Genomic DNA, 26881 nt, shown 5'->3' on the forward strand with positions numbered 1-26881 from the left:
CGACCATGAGCTTTAACACAATCATCGACTGGAATACCTGTAGCGACGCGCAACAGCGCGAGCTGCTGATGCGCCCGGCAATTTCCGCCTCGGAGAGCATCACCCGCACCGTGGCGGAGATCCTCGATAACGTCAAAGCCCGCGGGGACGACGCGCTGCGCGAGTACAGCGCGAAGTTTGATAAAACTGAGGTCGACGCGTTACAGGTTACCGAGCAGGACATCATTGATGCCAGCAATCGTCTGGGTGATGACATCAAACAGGCGATGGCCGTCGCGGTGAAAAATATTGATACCTTCCACACCGCGCAGAAATTGCAGGCGGTGGATGTGGAAACCCTGCCCGGCGTACGCTGCCAGCAGGTGACACGCCCGGTGTCGTCCGTCGGCCTCTATATTCCCGGCGGCTCTGCCCCGCTGTTTTCGACCGTCCTGATGCTGGCGACCCCGGCACGTATTGCCGGTTGTCAGAAGGTGGTGCTCTGCTCTCCGCCACCGATCGCCGATGAGATCCTGTATGCGGCGAAGCTGTGCGGCGTGCAGGCGATCTATAAAGTGGGCGGTGCGCAGGCGATTTCTGCCCTGGCGTTCGGGACAGTATCCATTCCTAAGGTCGACAAAATCTTTGGCCCGGGCAATGCCTACGTGACCGAAGCGAAGCGTCAGGTCAGCCAGCGTCTGGACGGCGCGGCGATTGATATGCCTGCCGGTCCGTCTGAAGTGCTGGTGATTGCCGACAGCGGCGCTACACCGGATTTCGTGGCCTCTGACCTGCTCTCGCAGGCCGAGCACGGCCCTGACTCGCAGGTGATTTTACTGACGCCAGATGCCGACATGGCAAAACGCGTGGGCGACGCCGTTGAGCGTCAGCTGGCTGACCTGCCGCGTGCGGAAACGGCGCGTCAGGCGCTATCCGCCAGCCGCCTGATTGTGGCCCGCGATCTTGACCAGTGCATCGCCATCTCCAACCAGTACGGTCCTGAGCACCTGATTATTCAGACCCGCAACGCGCGCGAACTGGTCGACAGCATAACCAGCGCAGGCTCGGTGTTCCTCGGGGACTGGTCACCGGAATCCGCCGGGGATTACGCCTCCGGCACCAACCACGTGCTGCCCACGTATGGCTATACCTCAACCTGCTCCAGCCTGGGGCTGGCGGATTTCCAGAAGCGCATGACCGTGCAGGAACTCTCCCGCGAGGGATTTGCCTCGCTGGCGTCGACCATTGAAACCCTGGCCGCCGCCGAGCGCCTGACTGCCCACAAAAATGCCGTGACGCTGCGCGTTGCCGCCCTGAAGGAGCAAGCATGAACATCGAAGAATTAGCCCGCGAAAATGTCCGTCTCCTGACGCCCTATCAGTCTGCGCGTCGTCTGGGCGGCAACGGCGACGTCTGGCTGAATGCCAATGAATATCCCACGGCGGTGGCCTTTGAGCTCTCGCAGCAGACGCTGAACCGCTACCCGGAGTGTCAGCCGAAAGCGGTGATCGAGAACTATGCGCAGTATGCAGGCGTGAAGCCTGAGCAGGTGCTGGTCAGCCGTGGGGCTGATGAAGGGATTGAGCTGCTGATCCGCGCCTTCTGTGAGCCGGGTAAAGACGCGGTGATGTACTGCCAGCCTACCTACGGGATGTACAGCGTCAGCGCCGAAACCTTTGGCGTAGCCTGCCGCAACGTGCAGGCGCTCGACAACTGGCAGCTGGATTTGCAGGGCATCGCTGATAACCTCGACGGCGTGAAGGTGGTGTTTGTCTGTAGCCCGAACAACCCCACCGGGCAGATTATTCATCCGCAGGATATCCGCACCCTGCTGGAGATGACGCGCGGCAAGGCCCTGGTCGTCGCTGATGAAGCCTATATTGAGTTCTGCCCGCAGGCGACGCTGGCAGGCTGGCTTGAGGAGTATCCGCATCTCGTTGTGCTGCGTACCCTTTCCAAAGCCTTCGCCCTCGCCGGCCTTCGCTGTGGATTTACGCTGGCGAATAAAGCGGTTATCGACCTGCTGCTGAAAGTGATTGCCCCGTATCCGCTCTCAACGCCGGTTGCCGATATTGCGGCACAGGCGCTGGCCCCGCAGGGCATCAGCGCGATGCGCGAGCGTGTGGCGCAGATCCTGGAAGAGCGTCAGTATCTTGTCGATGCCCTGAAAACGATTCCGTGCGTGGAGCAGGTGTTCGACTCGGAAACCAACTACATCCTGGTGCGCTTCACCGCCTCAAGCGCAATATTTAAATCGTTGTGGGATCAGGGCATTATCTTACGAGACCAGAATAAACAACCTACCCTGAGCGGCTGCCTGCGTATTACCGTCGGCACCCATGCAGAGAGCCAGCGCGTGATTGACGCCCTGAAAGCGGAGAAAGTATGAGTCAGAAGTATCTCTTTATCGATCGTGACGGCACCATCATCTCGGAGCCACCCAGCGATTTTCAGGTCGATCGTTTCGACAAGCTGGCGTTTGAACCCGACGTGATCCCGGTGTTACTGAAGCTTCAGAAAGCAGGCTATAAGCTGGTGATGATCACCAACCAGGACGGTCTGGGCACCGACAGCTTCCCGCAGGCGGACTTTGACGGCCCGCACAACCTGATGATGCAGGTGCTGACCTCGCAGGGCATCGCCTTCGACGAGGTGCTGATCTGCCCGCATATGCCTGCCGACGAGTGCGACTGCCGCAAGCCAAAAGTGAAGCTTGTTGAACGTTATCTGGCGGAAGAGGCGCTGGATAAAGGCAACAGCTATGTGATCGGCGATCGCGTCACGGATATCACGCTGGCGGACAACATGGGCATTGCGGGCCTGCGCTATAACCGCGACACGCTAAACTGGGCGATGATTGGCGAGCAGCTCACCAGACGCGACCGCTATTCCCACGTTGAACGCAACACCAAAGAGACGCAGATCGACGTGAAGGTCTGGCTCGACCGCGAAGGCGGCAGCAAGATCCACACCGGCGTCGGTTTCTTTGACCACATGCTGGATCAAATCGCCACTCACGGCGGCTTCCGTATGGAGATCACCGTTAAGGGCGACCTGTATATCGACGATCACCACACCGTGGAAGATACCGGCCTGGCGCTGGGCGAAGCCCTGAAGCTGGCGCTCGGCGACAAGCGCGGCATCAACCGCTTCGGCTTTGTTCTGCCGATGGACGAGTGCCTGGCGCGCTGCGCGATGGATATCTCCGGGCGTCCGCACCTGGAATACAAAGCCGACTTTACCTACCAGCGCGTGGGCGATCTCAGCACCGAGATGGTGGAACACTTCTTCCGCTCGCTTTCTTATACTATGGGCCTGACGCTGCACCTGAAAACCAAAGGCAAAAACGATCACCACCGCGTCGAGAGCCTGTTCAAAGCCTTTGGCCGTACCCTGCGCCAGGCGATCCGCGTGGAAGGTGACGCCCTGCCCTCGTCGAAAGGAGTGCTGTAATGAACGTGGTGATTCTGGACACCGGATGCGCCAACCTGAACTCCGTACAGTCGGCGATTATGCGCCACGGCTACGAGCCGGTGGTGAGCCGCGACCCGGACGTGGTGCTGCGTGCGGATAAACTCTTTCTGCCGGGCGTTGGCACCGCTCAGGCGGCGATGGATCAGATCCATGAGCGCGAGCTGGTAGATCTCATCAAAGCCTGTACTCAGCCGGTGCTGGGCATTTGCCTCGGCATGCAGCTGCTTGGCCGCCGCAGCGAAGAGAGCAACGGCGTTGATCTGCTGGGCATTATTGAAGAAGACGTGCCGAAAATGACCGACCACGGCCTGCCGCTGCCGCACATGGGCTGGAACCGCGTTTATCCGAAGGCGGGCAACAGGCTGTTCCAGGGTATTGAAGACGGCGCGTACTTCTATTTCGTCCACAGCTACGCCATGCCCGTGAATGCCTACACCATCGCCCAGTGCAATTACGGCGAGGCGTTCACCGCCGCCGTGCAGAAAGATAACTTTTACGGCGTGCAGTTTCACCCGGAACGCTCCGGCGCCGCCGGTGCGCAACTGCTGAAAAACTTCCTGGAGATGTGATGATAATTCCCGCTTTAGATTTAATTGACGGCACGGTTGTTCGTCTCCACCAGGGCGATTACGGGCAGCAGCGCGACTACGGTAACGACCCGCTGCCGCGGTTACAGGCTTACGCCGCCGAGGGCGCTGAGGTGTTGCACCTGGTCGATCTGACCGGCGCGAAAGATCCGGCCAAACGCCAGATCCCGCTGCTTAAAACACTGGTGGCTGGCGTGGACGTCCCGGTGCAGGTGGGCGGTGGCGTGCGTACGGAAGCCGATGTTGCCGCCTTACTGGACGCCGGCGTGGCTCGCGTGGTAGTCGGTTCGACCGCTGTGAAAGATCCTGAGAGTGTCAAGGGCTGGTTCCGCCGCTTCGGTGCGGATGCACTGGTGCTGGCGCTGGATGTGCGCATTGACGCGCAGGGTAACAAGCAGGTCGCGGTCAGCGGCTGGCAGGAAAACTCCGGCGTAACGCTGGAAGAGCTGGTCGGGATGTATCTCCCCGTAGGGCTGAAGCACGTCCTGTGCACGGATATTTCACGCGATGGTACGCTCGCAGGCTCTAACGTCTCGCTGTATGAAGAGGTTTGCGCGCGTTATCCGCAGGTGGCGTTTCAGTCCTCTGGCGGTATCGGCGACCTGGCGGATATCGCCGCTCTGCGCGGAACCGGTGTACGTGGCGTGATCGTGGGTCGCGCGCTGCTGGAAGGCAAATTTACGGTGAAGGAGGCGATTCAATGCTGGCAAAACGGATAATTCCCTGCCTGGACGTGCGTGATGGTCAGGTTGTAAAAGGCGTGCAGTTCCGCAACCACGAGATCATTGGCGACATCGTTCCCCTGGCAAAACGTTATGCCGAAGAAGGCGCAGACGAACTGGTATTTTACGATATCACCGCCTCCAGCGATGGCCGCGTGGTGGACAAAAGCTGGGTGGCGCGCGTGGCAGAGGTGATTGATATTCCCTTCTGCGTGGCGGGCGGGATTAAATCTGCTGACGATGCGGCGAAAATTCTCTCTTTCGGTGCGGACAAAATTTCGATTAACTCCCCTGCGCTTGCAGATCCGGAGCTGATTACGCGTCTGGCGGACCGCTTTGGCGTGCAGTGCATTGTCGTGGGGATCGACACCTGGTTTGATACCGCGACAGGCAAATATCACGTTAACCAGTACACCGGCGATGAAAGCCGCACGCGCGTCACCCAATGGGAGACGCTGGACTGGGTGCAGGAAGTACAAAAACGCGGTGCGGGTGAAATTGTGCTGAACATGATGAACCAGGACGGCGTACGCAACGGTTACGACCTCGAGCAGCTGAAAAAAGTGCGCGCGGTCTGCCAGGTTCCGCTGATTGCCTCCGGCGGCGCAGGCACCATGGAACACTTCCTTGAAGCCTTCCGCGATGCGAACGTAGACGGCGCGCTGGCCGCTTCCGTGTTCCACAAACAGATTATCAATATTGGTGAGTTAAAAACGTACCTGGCCGACCAGGGCGTGGAGATCAGGGTATGTTAACAGAGCAACAACAGGCGCAGCTGGACTGGGAAAAAACTGACGGATTACTGCCGGTGGTTGTACAGCATGCCGTTTCAGGCGAAGTGCTGATGCTGGGATACATGAACCAGGAGGCACTGGCAAAAACGATCGACAGCGGCAAGGCGACGTTTTTCTCGCGCACCAAACAGCGCCTGTGGACGAAAGGGGAAACCTCGGGTCACTTCCTGAATGTGGTCAGCATTACGCCAGACTGCGACAACGACACCCTGCTGGTGCTGGTCAACCCGATTGGGCCGACCTGCCACAAAGGCACCAGCAGCTGCTTTGGCGAGGCGAGCCATCAGTGGCTGTTCCTCTATCAGCTGGAACAGCTGCTGGCAGAGCGTAAATCAGCGGATCCCGAGAGCTCGTACACGGCAAAGCTGTACGCCAGCGGCACCAAGCGTATTGCGCAGAAGGTGGGTGAGGAAGGCGTTGAAACGGCGCTGGCGGCCACTGTGCATGATCGGGAGGAGCTGACGAATGAAGCGTCGGATTTGATGTATCACCTGCTGGTGCTGCTCCAGGATCAGGAGTTGGATTTAACGACGGTGATTGGGAATTTGCGGAAACGACATAAATAAAAAAAGACCGGGGAGTCCCGGTCTTTTTTTGTGTGTAAATCAGGCTCGTGGCTTGTAGTTTCTCAGCGCGTTACGGCCAAGGACGACAGCAGAACCGATGATCCCGCCGAGGAGAACGGCAAGGATGAGGGTGATGGCCTTTTTAGGGCTGTCACGACGGATAGGCAGATTAGGTTTCATGACGTAACGATAGACGTGAATAGTGTCTGGGTTAACGTTGAGGTTCTGAATATCCAGTAAGTTTTGTTTGGTCTGGTAGTAAGCGCCTGAGAAGACCAATGGTCGGGTAGACTCATGTTGAATCATCGAACTCAACGCCTCAGTACCGAGCAGGAATAAAGTATCTTGAGTAACATCCTGAGTTTGCTGGATTTTTGGGGTAGTAATCTTCGCCGCTTCAGCAAACTTCAATGCTTCAATTATTTGCTTGATGCGCAGTTCCTTTTGCTCCTGCGCTACTTTCTCCTGGTTTTCCAGCGAGTCGTTTAAGGTAGTGATCTGTTGCTTAATGTTATCTTTCAAGTCAACGGTTAATTCTTTAGCCGTTTGCTCATCAATCTGTTGAATATATTGCGCTAACTGCTTTTGGGCGGCCTCAGCCGACTCTCCAGTATAGCTCACACTGAGCGGCAGTGACTGCCCTTTAACTGCTGCTTCAATGCTCAGTTCCTCTGGTACTTCCTGATTTTCAAGAGCCTGAGACAAAGCAGAAAAGGAAGAATTAAAACGGCCAATAGCGCGGGTCTGTATGTCCAGCATTGAAGGTGCGGCAGAACCATAAAGGATATTTAATGCATTCGAATAAGTCGCAATTTGCGCCGCATCAGGCTGTGCGATGATGGCGGATGAAGTCCATTTTTCTTTGGCAAAAGTCAGATAGCCAACCGCAAGTACGATGAATAAAACGATAACAGCACCAATTAGCCACTTACCACGCCACAGCTGTAGTACCAAATCCAGTAAATCAATTTGCTCCGGGTCATTGTTGCGTGTGACCAGGTTATTGTTGTTTTGCGTCATACAATCCCTAACAGATGAAAAAGGGCAAAAATAATCTTGTTTCCTTAGTGTATCTGTTGCTGGCGATTTTTCTATAAGAATCCGATGAGTTATATCGGAAAGATGAGTTATGTAAGTGAAGTGCGACGCGCTATCATAGTCGGATTCTGATGTCCTGGGACATCAACAAGAACACTGAAAATGAGGGAAACTATGAAATTTCTGGTAACGGGCGCGGCGGGCTTTATCGGTTCTCATGTCAGCAAGCGCCTGCTTGATGCAGGGCATGAAGTTGTTGGGCTTGATAATCTGAATGATTACTATGACCCTAACCTCAAACTCGCTCGCCTCGAACTGCTCAAATCCGAGAGTTTCACCTTCCACAAGCTGGACTTAGCGGACCGCGAGGGCATGGCTGCGCTCTTCGCCAATGAGAAATTTGACCGCGTAATCCATCTTGCCGCACAGGCGGGCGTGCGTTACTCGCTGGAAAACCCGCATGCCTACGCTGATGCGAACCTGGTAGGTCACCTGAACGTGCTGGAAGGCTGTCGCCACAATAAGGTTCAGCATCTTCTGTATGCGTCATCCAGCTCTGTGTACGGCCTCAACCGTAAGATGCCGTTTTCTACTGACGACTCCGTAGATCATCCGGTATCGCTGTATGCCGCAACCAAAAAAGCCAATGAGCTGATGTCGCATACCTATTCGCATCTGTATAACCTGCCGACCACTGGCCTGCGCTTCTTTACCGTCTATGGCCCGTGGGGGCGCCCGGACATGGCGCTGTTCAAATTCACCAAAGCCATGATTGAAGGCAACAGCATCGACGTATACAACTACGGCAAGATGAAGCGCGACTTCACCTATATCGATGATATTGCGGAGGCGATTATTCGCCTACAGGACGTCATTCCTCAGGCCGATGCCGACTGGACGGTCGAAACCGGTTCGCCAGCAACCAGTTCTGCCCCGTATCGCGTGTATAACATTGGTAACAGTTCACCTGTCGAACTGATGGATTACATCACCGCGCTTGAAGAGGCGCTGGGCAAAGAAGCGGTGAAAAATATGATGCCGATCCAGCCGGGGGACGTGCTGGAGACCAGTGCGGACACCAAAGCGCTGTATGACGTTATTGGGTTTAAACCACAAACCTCAGTCAAAGAAGGCGTGAAAAACTTCGTCGACTGGTACCGCAACTTCTATAACGTTTAAAAACAAAAAACCCGGCAGAGTGCCGGGTTTTTTTATATCACGATTTTAATCAGTCGCTGCCGAACAAATCTCGGGTATAGACTTTATCTTTCACGTCCGCCAGCTCTTCCGCCATACGGTTGGAGATAATTACATCCGCTTCTTTCTTGAATGCATCCAGATCGCGAATGACGCGAGAGTGGAAGAACTCGTCTTCCTGCATGGCCGGTTCATAAATAATGACCTGCACGCCCTTCGCCTTAATACGCTTCATGATCCCCTGAATGGAAGAAGCGCGGAAGTTATCGGAACCGCTCTTCATGATCAGGCGATACACGCCCACCACTTTCGGCTGACGCGCCAGAATGGAATCCGAGATGAAGTCTTTACGCGTGCGGTTGGCATCCACAATGGCGGAAATCAGGTTGTTCGGCACCGCCTGATAGTTAGCCAGCAGTTGCTTGGTATCTTTTGGCAGGCAGTAACCACCGTAACCGAAGGACGGGTTGTTGTAATGGTTACCGATACGCGGGTCAAGACACACGCCCTCGATGATCTGACGGGTGTTCAGCCCCAGGCTCTCGGCATAGCTGTCCAGCTCGTTGAAGTAAGCCACGCGCATCGCCAGATAGGTGTTGGCGAAAAGCTTAATCGCCTCTGCCTCGGTAGAATCGGTGAACAGCACCGGAATATCTTTTTTGATTGCGCCTTCCTGAAGCAGTGCAGCAAAACGCTCTGCACGCTCGGAACGCTCACCAATCACGATACGGGATGGGTGGAGGTTATCGTATAACGCCCTGCCCTCGCGGAGAAATTCCGGCGAGAAGAAGACATTATCAATACCCAACTCTTCTTTAATCGATTTGGTGAAGCCCACTGGAATCGTCGATTTGATGATCATCACCGCGTTAGGGTTGATTGCCGTAACGTCTTTGATCACCGCTTCAACGGTAGAGGTATTGAAGTAGTTGGTTTTAGGATCGTAGTCTGTTGGGGTGGCAATGATGACAAAATCCGCATCGCGGTAGGCGTCTTCTTTATCCGTAGTAGCGCGGAAATTAAGCGACTTATTAGAAAGGTAATCCTGAATCTCTTTATCTACAATCGGCGATTTCTTCTGATTGAGCATATCCACTTTGGCCTGCACGATGTCCAGCGCAACCACTTCATGGTTTTGTGCAATCAGAATACCGTTTGAGAGACCAACATAGCCTGTTCCGGAGATTGTTATTTTCATTCGCTAATGACTTCTGTGAGTTAACTGTACAAATGGTCGCCTGACCATCGCGATAAACCTGACTGTTGGGCTTTGTACCTCCTGGCCGACAGAACTGTCAAGGCAAACCAGGATTAATCCCTATGAGTGGGCTGACATTCAGACTTCTTCGAAAAAGTCGGCATTTTCAGGATAAAAAAAACCCGGAGAATTCTCCGGGTTATGTTCACAGCCAGTTGATTAAATTATTCCATCCATTCGGTATGGAATACACCGTCTTTATCGGTACGTTTATACGTATGCGCACCGAAGTAGTCACGCTGTGCCTGAATCAGGTTCGCTGGCAGAACGGCAGCACGATAGCTGTCGTAATATGCCACCGCAGCGGAGAAGGTCGGAACCGGGATACCATTCTGCACCGCGTACGCAACAACATCACGCAGCGCCTGCTGATATTCGTCAGCAATTTGTTTGAAGTAAGGTGCCAGCAGAAGGTTTGCGATACCCGCATTCTCAGCATAGGCATCGGTGATTTTTTGCAGGAACTGAGCGCGAATGATACAGCCGGCACGGAAGATCTTCGCAATCTCACCGTAGTTCAGATCCCAGTTGTTCTCGTCAGATGCCGCGCGCAGCTGAGAGAAGCCCTGCGCGTAAGAGACGATTTTACCCAGATACAGCGCACGGCGCACTTTTTCAACGAACTCCGCTTTATCACCAGCGGGTTTAGCCTGCGGGCCAGACAGCACTTTAGATGCTGCAACGCGCTGCTCTTTCAGAGAAGAGATATAACGTGCAAAGACGGATTCGGTAATCAGGGACAATGGCTCACCCAGATCCAGAGAGCTCTGGCTGGTCCATTTACCGGTGCCTTTGTTCGCGGCTTCATCCAGAATCACATCAACCAGGTATTTACCCTCTTCATCTTTCTTGGTGAAGATATCTTTGGTGATGTCGATCAGGTAGCTGTTCAGCTCGCCTTTGTTCCACTCGGTGAAGGTCTCTGCGAGCTCCTCGTTGGAGAGGTTCAGGCCGCCTTTCAACAGAGAGTAGGCTTCAGCAATCAGCTGCATATCGCCGTATTCGATGCCGTTGTGAACCATTTTCACATAATGACCAGCACCGTCAGGACCGATATAGGTCACGCACGGCTCGCCGTCTTCAGCGACGGCTGCGATTTTGGTCAGGATTGGCGCAACCAGTTCGTAGGCTTCTTTCTGTCCACCAGGCATGATAGATGGACCTTTCAGAGCGCCCTCTTCACCGCCGGATACGCCGGTACCAATGAAGTTGAAGCCTTCAGCAGACAGTTCACGGTTACGTCGAATGGTGTCGTGGAAGAAGGTGTTACCGCCATCAATAATGATGTCGCCTTTATCCAGATACGGTTTCAGTGAATCGATAGCAGCGTCGGTACCTGCGCCCGCTTTCACCATTAACAGGATACGACGAGGTGTTTCCAGAGACTCAACGAACTCTTTAACCGTATAGAAAGGAACCAGTTTTTTGCCTGGATTCTCAGCGATGACTTCTTCGGTCTTATCACGGGAGCGGTTGAAAACGGAGACGGTATAACCACGGCTTTCGATGTTGAGCGCCAGGTTGCGCCCCATCACTGCCATACCGACAACGCCGATCTGTTGCTTGGACATTACATACTCCTGTCAGGTGTGGTCGCCACGAAAAAGACGTGGCTTGAATGTATCTTTGATGTTAACTCAGGTTCAGAAAAAATGGGTAGTGGAAGATGCTGTTAACCATGCCCTGTTAACTGTCGAAAAGGGAGTGACTTGTCTTTGGGGTTGCTAATTGTAGGTCTGTTCATACAAACGCGTAATTTCTGACCACTGGTATCGACGGTAAGCAATTTCTGCCATATCCTTTCCAGACTGTGGAAGTACAGAGGATTCTATATTTTCAATTATCTCTCTTAGATGATTGCTTGAAGAGAAATAATGTGCTTTATCTTCAGTCGTGTAGCGATTGAAATTACAATCAAAAGCCAAAATATCCATACCAAATTGCATCGCTTCAACCAAGGATGGATTTGTACCGCCAGCGCTGTGGCCGTGAACATAGCCTTTACACTGACTTCGCAAATCGAAAAGTACCGAAATATCGTATATAGGATCAATAATTTCGATATTATCAAATTTACTGTACTTATTTTTTAAAGCGAGGCCATATTCACTATTATTCCAGTTACCAACGAATTTGAGTTTATATGGTGTACCGGCGAAGGATTCGAGAATCATAGAAACGTTATTTTCAGGCTCGATACGGCACAGCGAAAGATAAAAATCAGATTTCTGGTCAGGAACCACTCGCCCCTTGATAAGCGCATGTTCTCCGCCATAAGCAATAACCTGATTATTCTTATTATATTCAGACTTAACATAATCACCAATAGCCTGATTATCAGAAATAACAACATCAGAACTGAACACAGCTAACTTTTCAGAAAATTTTAGGAAGGATTTAGCCATACGTCCCCACTTCTCTCGTCGCCACTCCAGACCATCAATATTGGTAACTATTTTAGAATGTGAAAAAAGTCTAAATATTGGCAGTACGACACATCCCGACACCCCAAGAATCAGGACAACATCATGCTTTTCCTTGAGGCAACGGAATAAGCTATAAATATCATAGAAGATACTTGAGGCTCCATTCGCCTTTAGGGAAATATATTCAAGTCGGGCATTTTTATAATGCGCTGGTTTATTTTTATAGTGCTTTGATGAACAGAAAACTGTATAGGTTACATCTTCACTTTGATAATCTACCAGGTTTTGCACCAGAGATTCAAAACCGCCATAACATGCAGGGATCCCAACAGTGCCAACTACCGCAATTTTCTTCATAGGATTGTTCATTTATTATGTAATTGAAGTGACAGTTTGTAGCCTTCAAGTGTCTGTTCAGCAGTATGCGCCCAGGTGAAATTAGAAACGATACGCTCTTTTAATTTCGTATTAAAAGGCTTCTCCATAACATCAATCACCCCCTGACGTATAGAGGACACCTCACCCGGCTCACAATACACAGCCATATCTTCAAAATAATATTGAGTATCGCCGCGATCCGTCACAAGCACGTTACAGTTCATCATTGCGGCTTCAAGTGTTGAAAGCCCTGGGGTTTCCATCCAGGAAATTAACGCATGAGCTTTAGCAACTTTATATAATGCAGCAAGCTCTTCCTGTGAGACATGCTCGATAAAAATAACGTTATCACCAGCCTCGCGTTTACATTGTTCGTAATAGCCTAAACTATTAGGACTAGGCTTACCTACTAATACCAGTTTGTATGGGAGGTCTTTACATGCACGAATAAGTTCTAACTGACACTTACGAATTTCGATGCGTGCGGCACTAAGTAGACAACCTTCAAGGTGTTGATATTTGGAGGCTTCTGTAGCATCAAAATTAAAGACATTTAAGTCAACGGCATTCGCCACAGAAACCCCAGCCTTGCCTGGTAATCCCATATCGTGACGGACACGTTCAAGCTCAGTAGGACTATTAGGGAGAAGCACATCGACAGCTCGTGCAATCTCTCGCTGGGCTCTAATATGACCTTTTAACAGATATTCTATAGTTCCTGAATGAAAATTCCTATTTTTTATAATACGCATTGCCGTTTTTAGATATTCGACTTTGCTTTCCTGGAAATTATTTGCGACCCAACGCTGCAATCCGACACGCGCTTTTTGATCGCACTCATAATAAGTCCCCCATATGGTCGAAAGCACCATGGGTTTATTTTTCTCTTTAGCTTGTCGGACATAATGGAGAATGTCCTGAGGATTCCTTAAATTGAAAAAATGAATCAAATCGTAATTATCGAAATTTATTTCACCGCCATCGAAAATATCAATCGAAACACCGATCTTTTCCAGATATTGTTTCGTTTTGAGTAACTGAATGGTATCTCCACCAGGACCACTGAATAATGTTGGCCGGGAAATAAATAATACTTTCATCATAAAAATTATTCCTTACTGATATTCAGGTTAAAGAGAGGTGTTTGAGTTTTTCTTTGCAAGATAACACAAGCTCTTTAGCCGAACTCTCTTCGGATGCTTCTGCATAAATTCTCAATTCAGGAGCATTGCCTGAAGCTCTAAGGTGAAGTATAGATGAGTCTGTTAGCGTCATTCTGACGCCATCGGTATAATCAACTTTATCTAAACCAACATTCAGACCAAGATAAATCAGAAGTTCTTCAGGCTTATCTTTACCAAGGGAAATTAAACGTGTTGACTCGTGAGAAGGAAAAGCCTGAATCCGATCAGAATAAGTATATCTTTGCGGCAGTAAGTTTAATGCAGCCTTAATCCCGGTCTTCGCATAGGCAGCTAAAACTACCAGTGCAGGAAGCACAGAATCTCGGGTTGGTAGCGGGCCAATAAAGTTATCGCCCTGACGGATTGCACTCGCCAGAATAAATCCACCATTTGCTTCGAAGCCAGCGACAGTCTCATGACGAGAAATTAATGTTGATAAGCCGTCGATTACATAAGGGGAACCTATTTTAGTGTACAACACTTCATCGAATTTGCAGCATTGATTCAAAAGAGTATTGGATGAGACGGGGGTCGCAACAGCTTTAACACCAAGGGCAATAGCGGTTAGAATGCATAAAATATCACCACGCAACCACTCACCATTTTCGTCTGTTAAAAGCGGTCGGTCGCCGTCACCGTCCGTTGAGAATATTGCATTAAGGTTAAATTGATTTCTCCAGTCGCGGGCTTTTTGCTTATCTTCCTCAGATACGGCTTCAGTATCAATGGGAACAAATGCTTGAGTTCTTCCTAAGGATATTACTGTAGCGCCGAGTTTTTCAAAAATGCTTGGATAAACATCTCGGCCAGAACTCGAATGCTCGTAAATTCCAATGCGGAGTCCCTTCAGACAATCAGCTGGGAAAAAACGAGTATACCTTGCTATGTAATTTTCTTTTGCAGATTCATCTATTGTCAATGTTTCAACATTTTCGCAGTCATTCAACGGGATGTCGCAATTCGTAATATCAAGCTCATCCTGCTTAGTGATTTCGCCAGTTGAAGTATAAAACTTCAGCCCATTCCTATCGAAAGGAATGTGGCTACCAGTTACCATTATTGCTGGCACACCTTTACTAAGCGAGTGATACGCTAAGGCAGGTGTCGGGATAACACCATAAAAACGATAATTAACGCCGAGATTTTTTAAGGCGTTAGCACAGCTCAACGCTATACCATAGCTACTAGGACGATTATCGATAGCAATGAAAACTTCGTCTGTTTTTTTTGATTTGCTTACTACAGTAACGAAATTTGAAACGTAAGCGCGCACAACCAAATCAGTAAACGCTTCGACCATGCCACGCGCACCGCTTGTACCAAACATTATGGTACTGTTATTTATAATATCCTTTGTAGATAAATTATTCATGAGCAGTTTCCTTAACCATTAATCCCTGTAAATATCGTCTTCTTCGAGATATGAGCCAGACTGAATTTCAATAACTTCCAGAGGGATACGACCATTATTTTTAATGCTGTGCATTATTCCAATAGGAATATACGTAGATTCATTTTCGGTAACAAAGAAATTTTCTTTTCCCTTTGTTACATATGCCGTTCCTTTAACAACTATCCAGTGCTCAGCCCGATGATGATGATACTGCTGAGAGATGCCTGCCCCTGGATTAATAACGATCTTGTTTACGATATAATTATTACTTCGGGTGATACAACGAATATTTCCCCATGGGCGAAATACTTCACTATGCAGAATATGTTCTTTACGTTTTAAACGACTCAGCTCTTCTACCACCGTTTTAACGTTCTGCACTTTATCTAAAGAAGCAACCAGTAATGCATCCTGAGTTTGCACAACTGCGAGATTTTCAACACCAACTAATGTCACGAGTGAATCTGACGAATACATATAGTTATTCGTACTATCAACACAAATAGCGTCACCGATCTTCGCATTTCCCGATTTGTCTTTTTGTGATGTTTCCCAAAGCGATAGCCAAGATCCCACGTCACTCCATTGGGAAGAAAATGGAATAACTGCACTTCGTTCGGTATGTTCCATCACTGCATAGTCAATTGAGTTTTTTGGAGAACAGCTAAAAGCTTCGGCATCGACCCGTAAAAAATCCATATCAGCTTGAGAATTTAGTAATGATTTTTCGCAAGCAGAAAATATATCAGGAGCATACTTTTTCAATTCGTCTAAATAGGTGGATGCTTTGCATACAAACATGCCACTGTTCCAAAAATAATTGCCTTTCTTAAGATATTCTTCAGCTTTTTCGAAAGAAGGCTTTTCAACAAATGACTCAATCTTAAATAAATTGTTGTCAAGCTCATCACCAGAGCGGATATAACCATAGCCGGTTTCTGGTTTATTTGGAACAACCCCAAAAGTAACAATATAGCCCTCTGCAGCAGCATTAACACCTTCTGTTACCAGAGCAGTAAACTTATCTTTATCTTCTATATGATGGTCTGCAGCTAAGACCACTAATATCGCATGCTTATTATAAGTTAAAGCATGAAAGGCTGACAAAGCAATGGCTGGTGCAGTATTTTTTGCTTCAGGCTCAAGGATAATCTCTGCTTTTTTATAATTAATCGTACGAAGTTGTTCCGCTACAATAAAACGATAATCTTCATTACTCATAATAATAGATCTTTCATGATCTATATCATCAAGACGCGCTATTGTCTCCTGCAACAACGTCGTTTCGCCAATCAGTTTCAAAAATTGTTTAGGATATGTGGATCGGGAGAGTGGCCATAAACGGGTGCCGGAACCGCCAGCCATAATTACAGGAACGATATAATTATAATCCATTTTCATAATCTCACTTATTCTGCTGCAGACCTTTGATATATCCACTCAACATATAATAATACATCGGCAAGGCGATTAATTTCTTATGTTTCAGCAACATAACAGGTATTGTTATCGGGAAGAGTATCAACGCAACGAAGCGAGCTAAATATTTCTTTTTATCAAGGCGGTGATATCCATCCCCTATCCCATAGTTGATTAGCTTAGATTTTAATTCCTTAAAATCAACTGGAAGATCCCAATAAACAAATGCGTCATAGGCTATAATTATGCGATCAGTTTGTTCAAAAGCACGCAAGATAAATACGGTATCTTCAGCCGTATAAGAATCTTCCGGATACCCCCCTGCGCGCTCCCAAATATGTTTTTCAAAACCCAGTGAACGAGAACTTGGTAAAAAGCTTTTAGCTGGCGTATCTGGTGGTAGCGCTGGACAAAAAATGTCAGCTGTGTATTCCTGGAATTTGTTTGTTACTCGAGCCTTGTATGTTCCAGAAACAATCTCCGCCCCTTCATCGAAGCATGCCTTCATGTTTTTAACCCAGTCTTTGTCAACAATACAACCTGCATCAGTGACTAAAATATGATTATATTTTGCATTGCGGATTGCCACATTTCGACCGCGAGCGATTGGCCCCTTCGAATACTTTTTGCAACACTCAGGATCCACAATAACATTTAACTCACATTGACCAGCCAGACCAGAGAAAGCTTCTTTGATAAGTTCAACTGTATTGTCGCTGGAACCTCCATCGACAATGACAATTTCATCAGGAATATCGGTCTGATTAAGAATGGAATCACAAAATCGCTTGATTGATGCAGCTTCATTGAAGACAGTTGAAATTAACGTAACTTTATTCATGAATGTGTAGCCTTGTCAGAATTATTTTGAATAGTACTTACCTGATTCTTCAATAAAGCAAGTGTGATAAGTATTGACAAAAGCAATGCATATTCAACACGAACATAAGAGTTATAAATCAGAAATATTGAGAGTACTGATAAATAGTATTCATTAGACTTAAAGAAATAAACAAACAGCGCAAAATGTACAAAAAGATACAACAGCAGAAGGAGCAAACCACCACGCAACAAGTTTGCTGCAATGAATGAGTGAGGGAAGAAATATCTGTTCCCTAGTCGCTCCTTTTCAGAAAAACTTTTACTGTCTAGTGCCTCAAGAATTGGCAGCGGATATTTATCAAAATTGAAACTGCCAGAGAGACCATAGCCTAAGAGGACCTTCATCTCAGAACTCTCGTTCCCATCAAGTATATTAATAACTTCATACTGCCTGACTTTTCCTGAACCAGACATCTCCTTGTTTTCCTGAAAAACATTCAGATCAGAAACTTTCCACAATAAGAAATTATATAAATTTGGATTGGTAACCAATACTGCGAAACATAGAACAGTAAAGAATGGTATTATTTCCATCATAACTTTAAATTTTAGTTTTATTTTTTTCGATAATAAGAAAGAAAAAAACAGGGTTATGATAACTATACCAATTAATGCTCGACTCAAAGAGAATAGTGAGATATAGAATAGAATCCTATAAACCATCGATCTTTCGAAAATAGTTTTATCTTTAGTCTGTAAAAAAAGAATGAACGTTATTGCCGAAATTAAAGGCTGAGTAAAATAATCCCAAGATGGAGTGCCTAGAGTAAAATCATAAGCAATAAATAAAATAACTCGCAACCCGATAATTACAGGCAGAAATATTAAGAAACTTTGTAACTGTGCCTTAAGCTCTTGTTCTTTCCAATTTGAAAGAAGTAAAAATACGCATATTAATACTATGTATATTTTTACATTTGTAATTGCGATGGATAAATCAAAAGGTTGATCATTGATAACTGTAATGAATACCAACCATGCCAATAAAAGCACTACCGCAGAGACTGCAATTCCGGACGCTCTACTAAGTTTGAATTTATTGAAAACAACTATCGCCACGGGTAGCGTTATGATTGCCCAATAAAATAATGTCAGCGGACCAATTTTTACAGTATTTACTGTATTATAGAAAATTTCGTTTGAACTTAATGAATCATAAAGAAAAAGTATATCTCTGGGATATTCGGGGATCAAAAAAAGTAAAAATAAACTTACTTCAATAAGCTTTTTTTTCTTAAACAATCCATAATATATCAATATAAAAAATGCTAATATCGAAATTAGCATACCTGCCATATTATCAGCAAAAAATGTTATCCATGCGAAGGACATTAGTGACCAGAATAAAATTCGGCCAAATTCATTTCGACTCATGACCTCTCCAGTGATGTTAGCCTGTCACCACATCTGTTAGCGTTTTTAAAGCTCGTTGTTTCTCATCAGTTATGTTCGTTATATTCAGATTAGTGCAGGTCATTTGTTCTAATTCAAGATTATCAACCAATGATGATCCATCGAACACACATGGAGAAAAATACATATGCTCTAAAAAAGCATTTATTTTGGGAGAATATGTAAAGGCAACTAGCGGAACTTTATACAATGTGGCAAAAACTATCGAATGCAATCTCATCCCTATATGGTATTTAGACAGAGCAATTTTTTGTACAGATTCATTTTCGTTACAAAAATGAAATTTAATAGTATCAGGTAGATGCTTACATAGTTCGCGATGAAACTCATGATCGTTATTTATTGCATGTTGATGCATCGAAACAAAACAAATATTTGATATACCTGTGCGTTCAATAACATTATTAATTGCAACTGTATAATTGTGGATCAACTTCTCATCAAAAACATAAGCGTAATGACCAGAAACAGAAATAAAGGATTCATTTTCATGTGATTGATCTGAATTGGCATAAATTCCATTTAACAGGACAAGATCTCCACCCAACTCACATTTTTTTAACCGAAAATCATGCATTGCTTTTTGATATGATTTATTATCACGAAAAACGACAAATGTTGAAAATTGAAGAATTAAATTAACAATTATTTTTGCCCAGTTTGTGGTCAAATGACCAATTCCTACCCCGATAAAATAATTTTTCGTTCCAGTAATAAAACAGAAAAGAGTAACAATAAAAAGTAATATAAGACCAGAGTAACCGGTGTTTTCATCTTTATAAAAGCAGGTTCCCCCTCCCCAAACAAGTTTTTCAGACCTCATTAACGCACACAGAAAGCGTAATTTATTTTTAAGCCCTGCCAATGGCTTAAAAGTAACACCGTCTTCAATTTTTTCTTTATCATAATTACCGAAGACATTAATATTTTCGTAGCGTCGTGAACGTTTGATAGCCTGGAGGCAGACATCAAGCATTACGTCATCGCCAAGATTTTTAAAGCCGTAATAGCCCCATAACGTGATTTCAGATTTTTTTTTCATTTTCACAGATCGTAATAAGATATAGCCAGCCAACCAAGCGTGACAGCAGTACAGCATATGCCATCCCGATTTCACCGAGGTAGGTTATCAAAGGGTACGATGAAACAATCATCACCAGTAACTGGGTGATCTTCAGATAAAGTAATCGGTTGTTAGACTGATGGTAGAGAACACTTTCCTTGTCAGTAAAGTACAGACCCACAGAGAAAGCTATGGTAAGAATATACATGATATTTGCTGCTGACTCGTAGGTGTTACCATATAATAATGAAAGCACCCACTTCGAACATATGAGATACCCTAATATGATAAAAGCGATGAAAAATATTTTTTGTTTTTTTTGCACATTTTGAATACCAACTTTTACCAACACGGCCATCACCGATGAGTTAAGTAACGGTATTAGCATACAAAGTGTGCTTGCGACAAAGTAATTTGCTGCGTTAAATCCCATTCCATCGATGATAATCACGTCTACACGCATCAATAATGCAACGATAGCTGTCACCAAATACAGCTTAAATATTACTGGTAAATCATCTTTAAAATAATAATTTTTATGTGGAAAACTCAAAGATATATATCGCCCACTAATAATATAAACAATAGAAACGATATAGGCAACGGTAAGCCCCATCAAGGCATAAATAACATTAGTGGGATAGACAATCACAGCGGTTGTGACAAAACCTAATTTTACAGCATTGCTTAGCACATTATTAAAGGAATAACGTCCCCAAGCCTCATCAATTTGGTTAAATATATTCAGGACTTTATGAATGGTCATCAACAAGGAGGCAAAAACACATAATACGCTGTTGATACCCCAGTAATAATAAACAACAGGTAATAAAAGTATAAATATACCAATCATGCCAACTATAGCCATACTCGCTAGCATTTCACAGTGATGTTTATCTTTTTTCTTATAAATTACAATTAGTGAAGATGAAAGACCGAATTCAAAAATCGCACTAAGGATGACTGTTGCATTAATGAATACGGCTAGCTGGTTAAACTCGGCTACAACAAGATATTTTGCAGCAACAACATTCACCATGAAAGTTAAAATTGCTGACAGTAAACCGCCAGCAAAAGTAACAAATATTGATTTGTTCATATTTATTAATATCAGAAATAGCGTGCAGATGCGAAAATTGGTAATTCCTCATCCTTTTGAGATAGAGCAATATTCAATTCACCCAGCGGCCAAAGAATATTTAATTCTGGATCATTCCAGATCACACCGGCTTCTGATTCTTTATGATAATAGTTGGTCGTTTTATATACGAACTCTGCGTTTTCACTGAGTGTTAAGAAACCATGGGCAAAGCCTTCAGGGATCCATAATTGACGTTTATTTGTTGCTGACAGATGAACACCGACCCATTGACCAAAAGACGGTGAGGCTTCGCGTACATCAACCGCAACGTCAAAAACCTCGCCAACAATGCAGCGTACTAGCTTTGCTTGTGCGTAAGGAGGCATCTGATAATGTAATCCTCTCAAAACCCCTCCACTAGATTTTGAATGATTATCCTGTACAAAATCGACATGGTGTCCTACCGCCTCGTTGAACATTTTTTGGCTAAAGCTTTCATAAAAGAACCCTCGCTCGTCGCCAAAAACTGTTGGCTCAAAAATTTTTACATCAGAGATAGATGTTTCAATTACTTTCACGCTCAAATATCCTTTACTAATTTAAGTAAATACTGACCGTAAGCATTCTTTTTAAGCGGTTCTGCCAACTTTTTAACCTGCTCTGCGTCAATAAAGCCTTTGCGGTATGCAATTTCTTCCGGACATGCCACTTTCAAGCCCTGACGTTCTTCTATTGTCGCAATGAAGTTGCTGGCTTCAATCAGACTCTGATGCGTACCTGTATCTAGCCATGCATAACCGCGCCCCATCATGGCGACAGAAAGGTTTCCTCTTTCAAGATACAAGCGGTTAATATCTGTAATTTCGAGTTCACCGCGCGCAGAAGGCTTGAGATTTTTTGCCATCTCTACAACTTCATTATCGTAGAAATACAATCCAGTTACCGCATAATTACTTTTAGGCTCAAGTGGTTTTTCCTCAAGACTAATAGCAAGACCGGATTCATTAAACTCAACTACACCATAACGCTCTGGATCATTTACGTGATAAGCAAAAACGGTAGCGCCCTTTTCATTGCTAACGGCGGCCTCAAGTTCTTTAGGCAAATCATGCCCGTAGAAAATATTATCGCCTAAAACAAGTGCACAATTGTCTTCACCAATAAACTCTTCACCGATTATAAAGGCTTGTGCTAATCCATCTGGACTTGGCTGAACCTTATATTGCAATGATAATCCCCATTGACTTCCATCGCCGAGCAATTGTTCAAAGCGTGGCGTATCCATTGGCGTGCTGATAATAAGAATATCTTTAATGCCAGCAAGCATTAATGTTGTTAATGGATAGTAAATCATTGGCTTATCATAGATTGGAAGCAATTGCTTACTTACTGCCATTGTCACCGGGTAAAGACGTGTCCCGGATCCACCTGCCAAAATAATTCCTTTACGCGTAGTCATTCTTTTTCTCATAAATGGTTTGCTCATTCGAGCGAAGCAAATTTGTTACGCTCGTTGAGCTAAGAATAATTCTGCTAACATGCGTTTGACCCCAGTATCCCAGTCAGGTAATGTCAGCGCGAAGTTTTGCTGAAATTTTGACGTATCCAGACGTGAATTATGTGGCCGTCGGGCTGGAGTCGGCCAGGCTTCTGTCGGTACGCCATTCAGCGTTTCCAAAGAAAGTTCGATACCTGAGCGCTTTGCCTCTTCAAAAACCAACTTAGCATAGTCATACCATGTTGTTGTCCCTGATGCGACAAGGTGGTATACACCAGCTAATTCAGGTTGAGTAATAACTGACTTGATAGCATGCGCGGTGCAGTCAGCTAACAGTTCAGCCCCTGTCGGAGCACCATACTGATCGTTAATGACCGACATTTCCTTGCGCTCTTTTGCAAGGCGTAACATCGTCGCTGCAAAATTATTTCCTTTACTGGCATAAACCCAGCTTGTCCGGAAAATGAGGTATTTACGGCATGAATTCTGAACCGCTAATTCGCCCGCTAATTTCGTTTCACCGTAAACATTTAATGGGGCTGGCGTATCACTTTCAGACCAGGGTTTGTCACCTGTACCTGGAAATACATAGTCCGTTGAATAATGAACAACCCACGCTTCAATCTTTTCCGCTTCTCTCGCAATAGCTTCAACGGCTGTGGCATTAATGAGTTGTGCCAGTTCAGGTTCTGATTCAGCTTTATCAACCGCTGTATGTGCAGCGGCGTTTACAATAACATCTGGTCTGAGCTTACGAACCGTTTCGGCTACCCCTTCAGGTTTGCTAAAGTCGCCACAATAGTCCGCTGAATGGACATCAACTGCCGTAACTTTACCTAAAGGGGCCAGTGCGCGCTGGAGTTCCCAACCGACCTGACCAGACTTTCCGAATAGCAGAATGTTCAAGCGTTTCGATCTCCGTAGTTCTCTTCAATCCAGGTCTTATAGGCACCACTTTTTACATTCGCAACCCACTCTTGATTATTCAGATACCATTGAACCGTTTTACGTATGCCTGTTTCAAAAGTTTCTAATGGTGTCCAGCCAAGCTCGCTACTAATTTTTTGTGCATCAATCGCATAGCGACGATCATGCCCCGGTCGATCGCTAACAAACGTTATCTGTTCTTCATAAGACGTTTCTTTAGGCACCATTTCATTAAGCAAATTACAGATAATGCGGATCACTTCGATATTTTGCTTTTCGTTATGCCCACCGATATTGTAAGTCTCCCCTACTTTTCCTTGGGTAACAACGGTATAGAGCGCGCGGGCATGATCCTCAACAAATAGCCAGTCACGTATTTGATCGCCTTTACCATAAACCGGCAACGGTTTCCCTTCGAGCGCGTTCAGAATAACCAACGGGATTAATTTCTCAGGGAAATGATATGGCCCATAATTGTTTGAACAGTTAGTAACAATTGTTGGCAGCCCATATGTTCGGAGCCACGCTCGCACTAAATGATCGCTTGCAGCTTTAGATGCAGAATACGGACTACTTGGCATATACGCCGTTTCTTCAGTGAAAAGCGGTAATGCTTCTCCTTTTGAAATTTCATCTGGATGTGGAAGATCGCCATACACCTCATCGGTGGAAATATGATGGAAACGGAATTTCTGCTGAGCTGGTTTATCTAAGGTTGACCAATATGCTCGAGCTGATTCAAGTAAAGTATACGTACCAACAATGTTGGTATTGATAAATTCCGCTGGCCCGGTGATTGAGCGGTCAACATGGCTCTCTGCGGCCAAATGCATAATCGCGTCCGGTTTATGTTGTTCGAAAACGCGATCCAACTCATCTTTATTGCAGATATCAACTTGTTCAAAAACATATCGCTCATCATCGCTGACGGAGGTAAGCGATTCGAGGTTGCCGGCATAGGTCAATTTATCAACATTGATAACCTGATCAGCCGTATTGTTAATTATATGCCGAATAACGGCTGAACCAATAAACCCAGCACCGCCAGTAATTAGAATTTTCATAATTTATTTGGAAGTAAGTGTATTAACAATAACTTTTGATGAAGTGCCATCGCCATAAGGATTATGAGCGAAACTCATCGCGTTATAAGCCGCCTCAGACTCGAGAAGATTGTTTACTTCATTAACAATACGGTCTTTATCTGTACCAACAAGCTTAACTGTTCCCGCCTGAACGGCTTCAGGTCTTTCAGTGGTATCACGCATCACTAAAACAGGTTTGCCGAGGGAAGGTGCTTCTTCCTGAATCCCGCCTGAATCCGTTAATATCAGATAAGATTTGTCCATTAAATAAACAAAAGGCAAATACTGTTGTGGTTCAATAAGATGCACATTATCGATACCTGCAAGGATACGATTAACCGGCTCTCTAACGTTTGGATTCATATGGACAGGATAGACAATCTGAACATCATTATGCTGCTTTGCCAGCATTGCTAATGCTTCACAAATATTCTCAAAGCCCCGGCCAAAACTCTCGCGGCGATGCCCAGTAACCAATATCATTTTTTTATTAACAGACAAGAAAGGGAAACTCGCTTCTAGCTCACTGGCCATAGCAGTATTATTATCAATCTTATCTTTTGCTATATGCAATGCATCGATCACTGTATTTCCGGTAACAATTATTTTATCTTCATTATAGCCCTCATTGATTAGATTCGCTTTAGAAGACTCTGTCGGTGCAAAATGATAATTAGTTAATACAGAAGTTAGTTTTCGATTTGCTTCTTCTGGCCACGGGGAGTATATGTTCCCTGTACGTAGACCGGCTTCAACATGGCCAATAGCGACTTTCTCATAATATGCGGCTAAACTTACTGCAAAAGTGGTTGCTGTATCGCCATGCACGAGAACAATGTCAGGCTGGAACTCCTGAAGAATAGGTTTTAGATTGAGGAGAATAGCTGAGGTGATATCATTAAGAGTTTGCCCTGCTTTCATTAAATTCAGATCGTAGTCTGGAGTAATTTCAAATAAGTCCAGTACCTGATCTAACATTTCTCTATGTTGTGCAGTTACGCACACCTTTAGATTGAGCTGTGGGTTATTTTTGATTTCAGTAACCAGAGGAGCCATTTTTATTGCTTCAGGTCGCGTTCCAAATACAATCAAAACTTTTTTCGTCATTGTGAGTTTTCACCTAATATGTTTGATATCTAACCAAACGTCCCGTGAGTGTACGTATTGTCCGTGTAACAAATCACTGTAAATGCAAATGGCTGAGATTTAAAGCACGCTACCGCCCCTGGCTTGACAGCTACCAGTGCACTGAGCGACGTTTGATTGAAGGAATTTGTAGTCTGATTTCAGACAAAAAACAGGCATTAATTGTCGTCCTAAATGGACTCGGAAACAAGCACAAATCGTTACAAATCAGCCCAGATTTGAAGCAGGTAACTCTCTGTTATCATGAGAATTAATAATAAAAAGCGGCAGCCATCATTTTGGTTATGTAACAACATAACTAAAATAATGGCTGCCGCGCATGACGTCTTTCAGGCTGCGAAGAAGTATCAGTCTTCAGCCAGCAACTTCTCAATCCGGCTTCTGAACTTCGCCCCTTCCTTCAGGTTACGCAGGCCATAGTTCACAAACGCCTGCATATACCCCATTTTCTTACCGCAGTCATAGCTGTCGCCGGTCATCAGCATCGCATCAACAGACTGCTTCTTCGCCAGCTCAGCAATCGCATCGGTCAGCTGGATACGATCCCAGGCGCCCGGCTCGGTTTTTTCCAGTTCAGCCCAGATATCCGCATTCAGCACATAACGGCCGACTGCCATCAGGTCAGAGTCCAGGGTCTGCGGCTGATCGGGTTTTTCGATAAACTCAACGATACGGCTCACCTGCCCTTCTGTCTCCAGTGGCTCTTTAGTCTGAATAACAGAATACTCAGAGAGATCGCCCTTCATACGTTTCGCCAGCACCTGGCTACGGCCCGTTTCATTGAAACGTGCCACCATTGCCGCCAGGTTGTAACGCAGCGGATCGGCGGAAGCGGTATCAATAATGATGTCCGGCAGAACCACGATGAACGGGTTATCACCCACCACCGGGCGCGCGCAGAGGATTGAGTGGCCCAGACCCAGCGGCTGCGCCTGACGCACGTTCATGATGGTCACGCCAGGAGGACAGATAGACTGAACTTCTGCCAGAAGCTGACGCTTAACGCGCTGCTCAAGCAGCGCTTCGAGTTCATAAGAGGTGTCGAAGTGGTTCTCAACGGCATTCTTCGAAGAGTGCGTCACCAGAACGATTTCTTTGATCCCCGCAGCAACAATCTCGTCGACGATGTACTGAATCATCGGCTTGTCAACGATCGGCAGCATCTCTTTAGGAATGGCCTTTGTGGCGGGCAACATATGCATGCCCAAACCCGCTACCGGTATGACTGCTTTCAAATTAATCATTATTTCTTCCACCTTAAAATGGTTGACGAATTATAGCTTTTAAACCTGTTTTCGCCAGCATGTTTTGCCGTAAATATGAAGTAATCCTAGGTCACCCCACCACAAATTACAGTAGTTGTAATCTGAA

At 46.1% G+C, this 26881-nt stretch carries 25 protein-coding genes; 8 read left to right on the plus strand and 17 right to left on the minus strand.

Features of this window, described 5'->3' with window-relative positions:
- Window positions 1-5: 5 nt before the first annotated feature.
- Genes hisD through hisIE form a run of 7 tightly spaced genes read left to right on the plus strand, consistent with a single transcriptional unit; the run spans window position 6 to window position 6122 of the window.
- Window positions 6-1310: a histidinol dehydrogenase gene (gene hisD / locus LOC22_RS02445; RefSeq protein WP_230239327.1), complete on the plus strand. Its 1305-nt coding sequence runs from the start codon at window positions 6-8 to the stop codon at window positions 1308-1310.
- Window positions 1307-2368: a histidinol-phosphate transaminase gene (hisC, locus tag LOC22_RS02450; protein ID WP_230239328.1), complete on the plus strand. Its 1062-nt coding sequence runs from the start codon at window positions 1307-1309 to the stop codon at window positions 2366-2368. The genes hisD and hisC overlap by 4 nt, the downstream gene beginning before the upstream one ends.
- A complete protein-coding gene (gene hisB / locus LOC22_RS02455) occupies window positions 2365-3432 on the plus strand; it encodes a bifunctional histidinol-phosphatase/imidazoleglycerol-phosphate dehydratase HisB (protein WP_045328776.1) in 1068 nt (355 codons plus the stop codon). The genes hisC and hisB overlap by 4 nt, the downstream gene beginning before the upstream one ends.
- Window positions 3432-4022 (plus strand): imidazole glycerol phosphate synthase subunit HisH, encoded by a 591-nt coding sequence (gene hisH, locus LOC22_RS02460; protein ID WP_015572396.1) that lies wholly within the window; start codon window positions 3432-3434, stop codon window positions 4020-4022. Before hisB ends, hisH begins: the two co-directional genes overlap by 1 nt.
- The gene (hisA, locus tag LOC22_RS02465; protein ID WP_015572395.1) at window positions 4022-4759 is read left to right on the plus strand and encodes a 1-(5-phosphoribosyl)-5-[(5-phosphoribosylamino)methylideneamino]imidazole-4-carboxamide isomerase; all 738 of its coding nucleotides are present in this window, start codon (window positions 4022-4024) and stop codon (window positions 4757-4759) included. Before hisH ends, hisA begins: the two co-directional genes overlap by 1 nt.
- Window positions 4741-5517, plus strand: a complete 777-nt coding sequence (gene hisF, locus LOC22_RS02470) for an imidazole glycerol phosphate synthase subunit HisF (RefSeq protein WP_003859481.1) — start codon at window positions 4741-4743, stop codon at window positions 5515-5517. Before hisA ends, hisF begins: the two co-directional genes overlap by 19 nt.
- Complete coding sequence (gene hisIE / locus LOC22_RS02475) at window positions 5511-6122, plus strand: bifunctional phosphoribosyl-AMP cyclohydrolase/phosphoribosyl-ATP diphosphatase HisIE (protein ID WP_064489442.1); 612 nt, start codon at window positions 5511-5513, stop codon at window positions 6120-6122. The genes hisF and hisIE overlap by 7 nt, the downstream gene beginning before the upstream one ends.
- A gap of 39 nt (window positions 6123-6161) precedes the next feature.
- On the opposite strand, the gene wzzB is transcribed toward hisIE, so the two are convergent.
- Window positions 6162-7142: an LPS O-antigen chain length determinant protein WzzB gene (gene wzzB, locus LOC22_RS02480; RefSeq protein WP_047738827.1), complete on the minus strand. Its 981-nt coding sequence runs from the start codon at window positions 7140-7142 to the stop codon at window positions 6162-6164.
- Between the two features lie 192 nt (window positions 7143-7334).
- Here wzzB and LOC22_RS02485 point away from each other — a divergent pair, with 192 nt between their 5' ends.
- Window positions 7335-8339: an NAD-dependent epimerase gene (locus LOC22_RS02485; RefSeq protein WP_032619359.1), complete on the plus strand. Its 1005-nt coding sequence runs from the start codon at window positions 7335-7337 to the stop codon at window positions 8337-8339.
- 49 nt (window positions 8340-8388) lie between these two features.
- Here the strand turns inward: LOC22_RS02485 and ugd are convergent, their stop codons facing one another.
- The 16 genes from ugd to galF all read right to left on the minus strand — a co-directional run bounded on the left by ugd (window position 8389) and on the right by galF (window position 26754).
- On the minus strand, window positions 8389-9555 hold the full coding sequence (gene ugd, locus LOC22_RS02490; RefSeq protein WP_045343191.1) for a UDP-glucose 6-dehydrogenase: 1167 nt from the start codon (window positions 9553-9555) through the stop codon (window positions 8389-8391).
- Between the two features lie 224 nt (window positions 9556-9779).
- A complete protein-coding gene (gene gndA / locus LOC22_RS02495) occupies window positions 9780-11186 on the minus strand; it encodes an NADP-dependent phosphogluconate dehydrogenase (RefSeq protein ID WP_047738831.1) in 1407 nt (468 codons plus the stop codon).
- Between the two features lie 153 nt (window positions 11187-11339).
- Window positions 11340-12398, minus strand: a complete 1059-nt coding sequence (locus tag LOC22_RS02500; RefSeq protein ID WP_047354504.1) for a DUF1972 domain-containing protein — start codon at window positions 12396-12398, stop codon at window positions 11340-11342.
- Window positions 12399-12406: 8 nt separating this feature from the next.
- The gene (locus LOC22_RS02505; RefSeq protein WP_198923121.1) at window positions 12407-13522 is read right to left on the minus strand and encodes a glycosyltransferase family 4 protein; all 1116 of its coding nucleotides are present in this window, start codon (window positions 13520-13522) and stop codon (window positions 12407-12409) included.
- A 22-nt stretch (window positions 13523-13544) separates the two neighbouring features.
- Window positions 13545-14975: a phosphomannomutase gene (locus LOC22_RS02510; protein ID WP_047738833.1), complete on the minus strand. Its 1431-nt coding sequence runs from the start codon at window positions 14973-14975 to the stop codon at window positions 13545-13547.
- An 18-nt stretch (window positions 14976-14993) separates the two neighbouring features.
- Window positions 14994-16397: a mannose-1-phosphate guanylyltransferase/mannose-6-phosphate isomerase gene (locus tag LOC22_RS02515; protein WP_198923969.1), complete on the minus strand. Its 1404-nt coding sequence runs from the start codon at window positions 16395-16397 to the stop codon at window positions 14994-14996.
- 4 nt (window positions 16398-16401) lie between these two features.
- Window positions 16402-17256 carry a glycosyltransferase gene (locus LOC22_RS02520; protein ID WP_047738835.1) on the minus strand — a complete coding sequence of 285 codons (855 nt, stop codon included), beginning with the start codon at window positions 17254-17256 and terminating at the stop codon, window positions 16402-16404.
- Window positions 17253-18671: a hypothetical protein gene (locus tag LOC22_RS02525; RefSeq protein WP_230239329.1), complete on the minus strand. Its 1419-nt coding sequence runs from the start codon at window positions 18669-18671 to the stop codon at window positions 17253-17255. The genes LOC22_RS02520 and LOC22_RS02525 overlap by 4 nt, the downstream gene beginning before the upstream one ends.
- A gap of 16 nt (window positions 18672-18687) precedes the next feature.
- Window positions 18688-19752, minus strand: a complete 1065-nt coding sequence (locus tag LOC22_RS02530) for a polysaccharide pyruvyl transferase family protein (RefSeq protein WP_230239330.1) — start codon at window positions 19750-19752, stop codon at window positions 18688-18690.
- Window positions 19736-20872, minus strand: coding sequence for a hypothetical protein (locus tag LOC22_RS02535; protein ID WP_230239331.1), 1137 nt, complete (start codon window positions 20870-20872; stop codon window positions 19736-19738). The genes LOC22_RS02530 and LOC22_RS02535 overlap by 17 nt, the downstream gene beginning before the upstream one ends.
- An 11-nt stretch (window positions 20873-20883) precedes the next feature.
- Entirely contained in the window at window positions 20884-21432 is a 549-nt protein-coding gene (gene rfbC / locus LOC22_RS02540; protein WP_047738840.1) for a dTDP-4-dehydrorhamnose 3,5-epimerase, read from the minus strand.
- Between the two features lie 2 nt (window positions 21433-21434).
- Window positions 21435-22313 carry a glucose-1-phosphate thymidylyltransferase RfbA gene (gene rfbA, locus LOC22_RS02545; RefSeq protein ID WP_048210193.1) on the minus strand — a complete coding sequence of 293 codons (879 nt, stop codon included), beginning with the start codon at window positions 22311-22313 and terminating at the stop codon, window positions 21435-21437.
- A 45-nt stretch (window positions 22314-22358) separates the two neighbouring features.
- Window positions 22359-23258: a dTDP-4-dehydrorhamnose reductase gene (gene rfbD, locus LOC22_RS02550; protein WP_047354497.1), complete on the minus strand. Its 900-nt coding sequence runs from the start codon at window positions 23256-23258 to the stop codon at window positions 22359-22361.
- Window positions 23255-24343, minus strand: coding sequence for a dTDP-glucose 4,6-dehydratase (gene rfbB / locus LOC22_RS02555; RefSeq protein ID WP_047354496.1), 1089 nt, complete (start codon window positions 24341-24343; stop codon window positions 23255-23257). Before rfbB ends, rfbD begins: the two co-directional genes overlap by 4 nt.
- Before the next feature lie 3 nt (window positions 24344-24346).
- Entirely contained in the window at window positions 24347-25471 is a 1125-nt protein-coding gene (gene wecB, locus LOC22_RS02560; RefSeq protein ID WP_047354495.1) for a non-hydrolyzing UDP-N-acetylglucosamine 2-epimerase, read from the minus strand.
- A gap of 386 nt (window positions 25472-25857) precedes the next feature.
- A complete protein-coding gene (gene galF / locus LOC22_RS02565; protein ID WP_047738844.1) occupies window positions 25858-26754 on the minus strand; it encodes a GalU regulator GalF in 897 nt (298 codons plus the stop codon).
- Window positions 26755-26881 lie beyond the last annotated feature (127 nt).

Origin of the sequence: Enterobacter sp. AN-K1 (genome assembly GCF_020971765.1) — a bacterium.
In the GTDB taxonomy this organism is placed as follows: Bacteria; Pseudomonadota; Gammaproteobacteria; order Enterobacterales; family Enterobacteriaceae; genus Enterobacter; species Enterobacter hormaechei_C.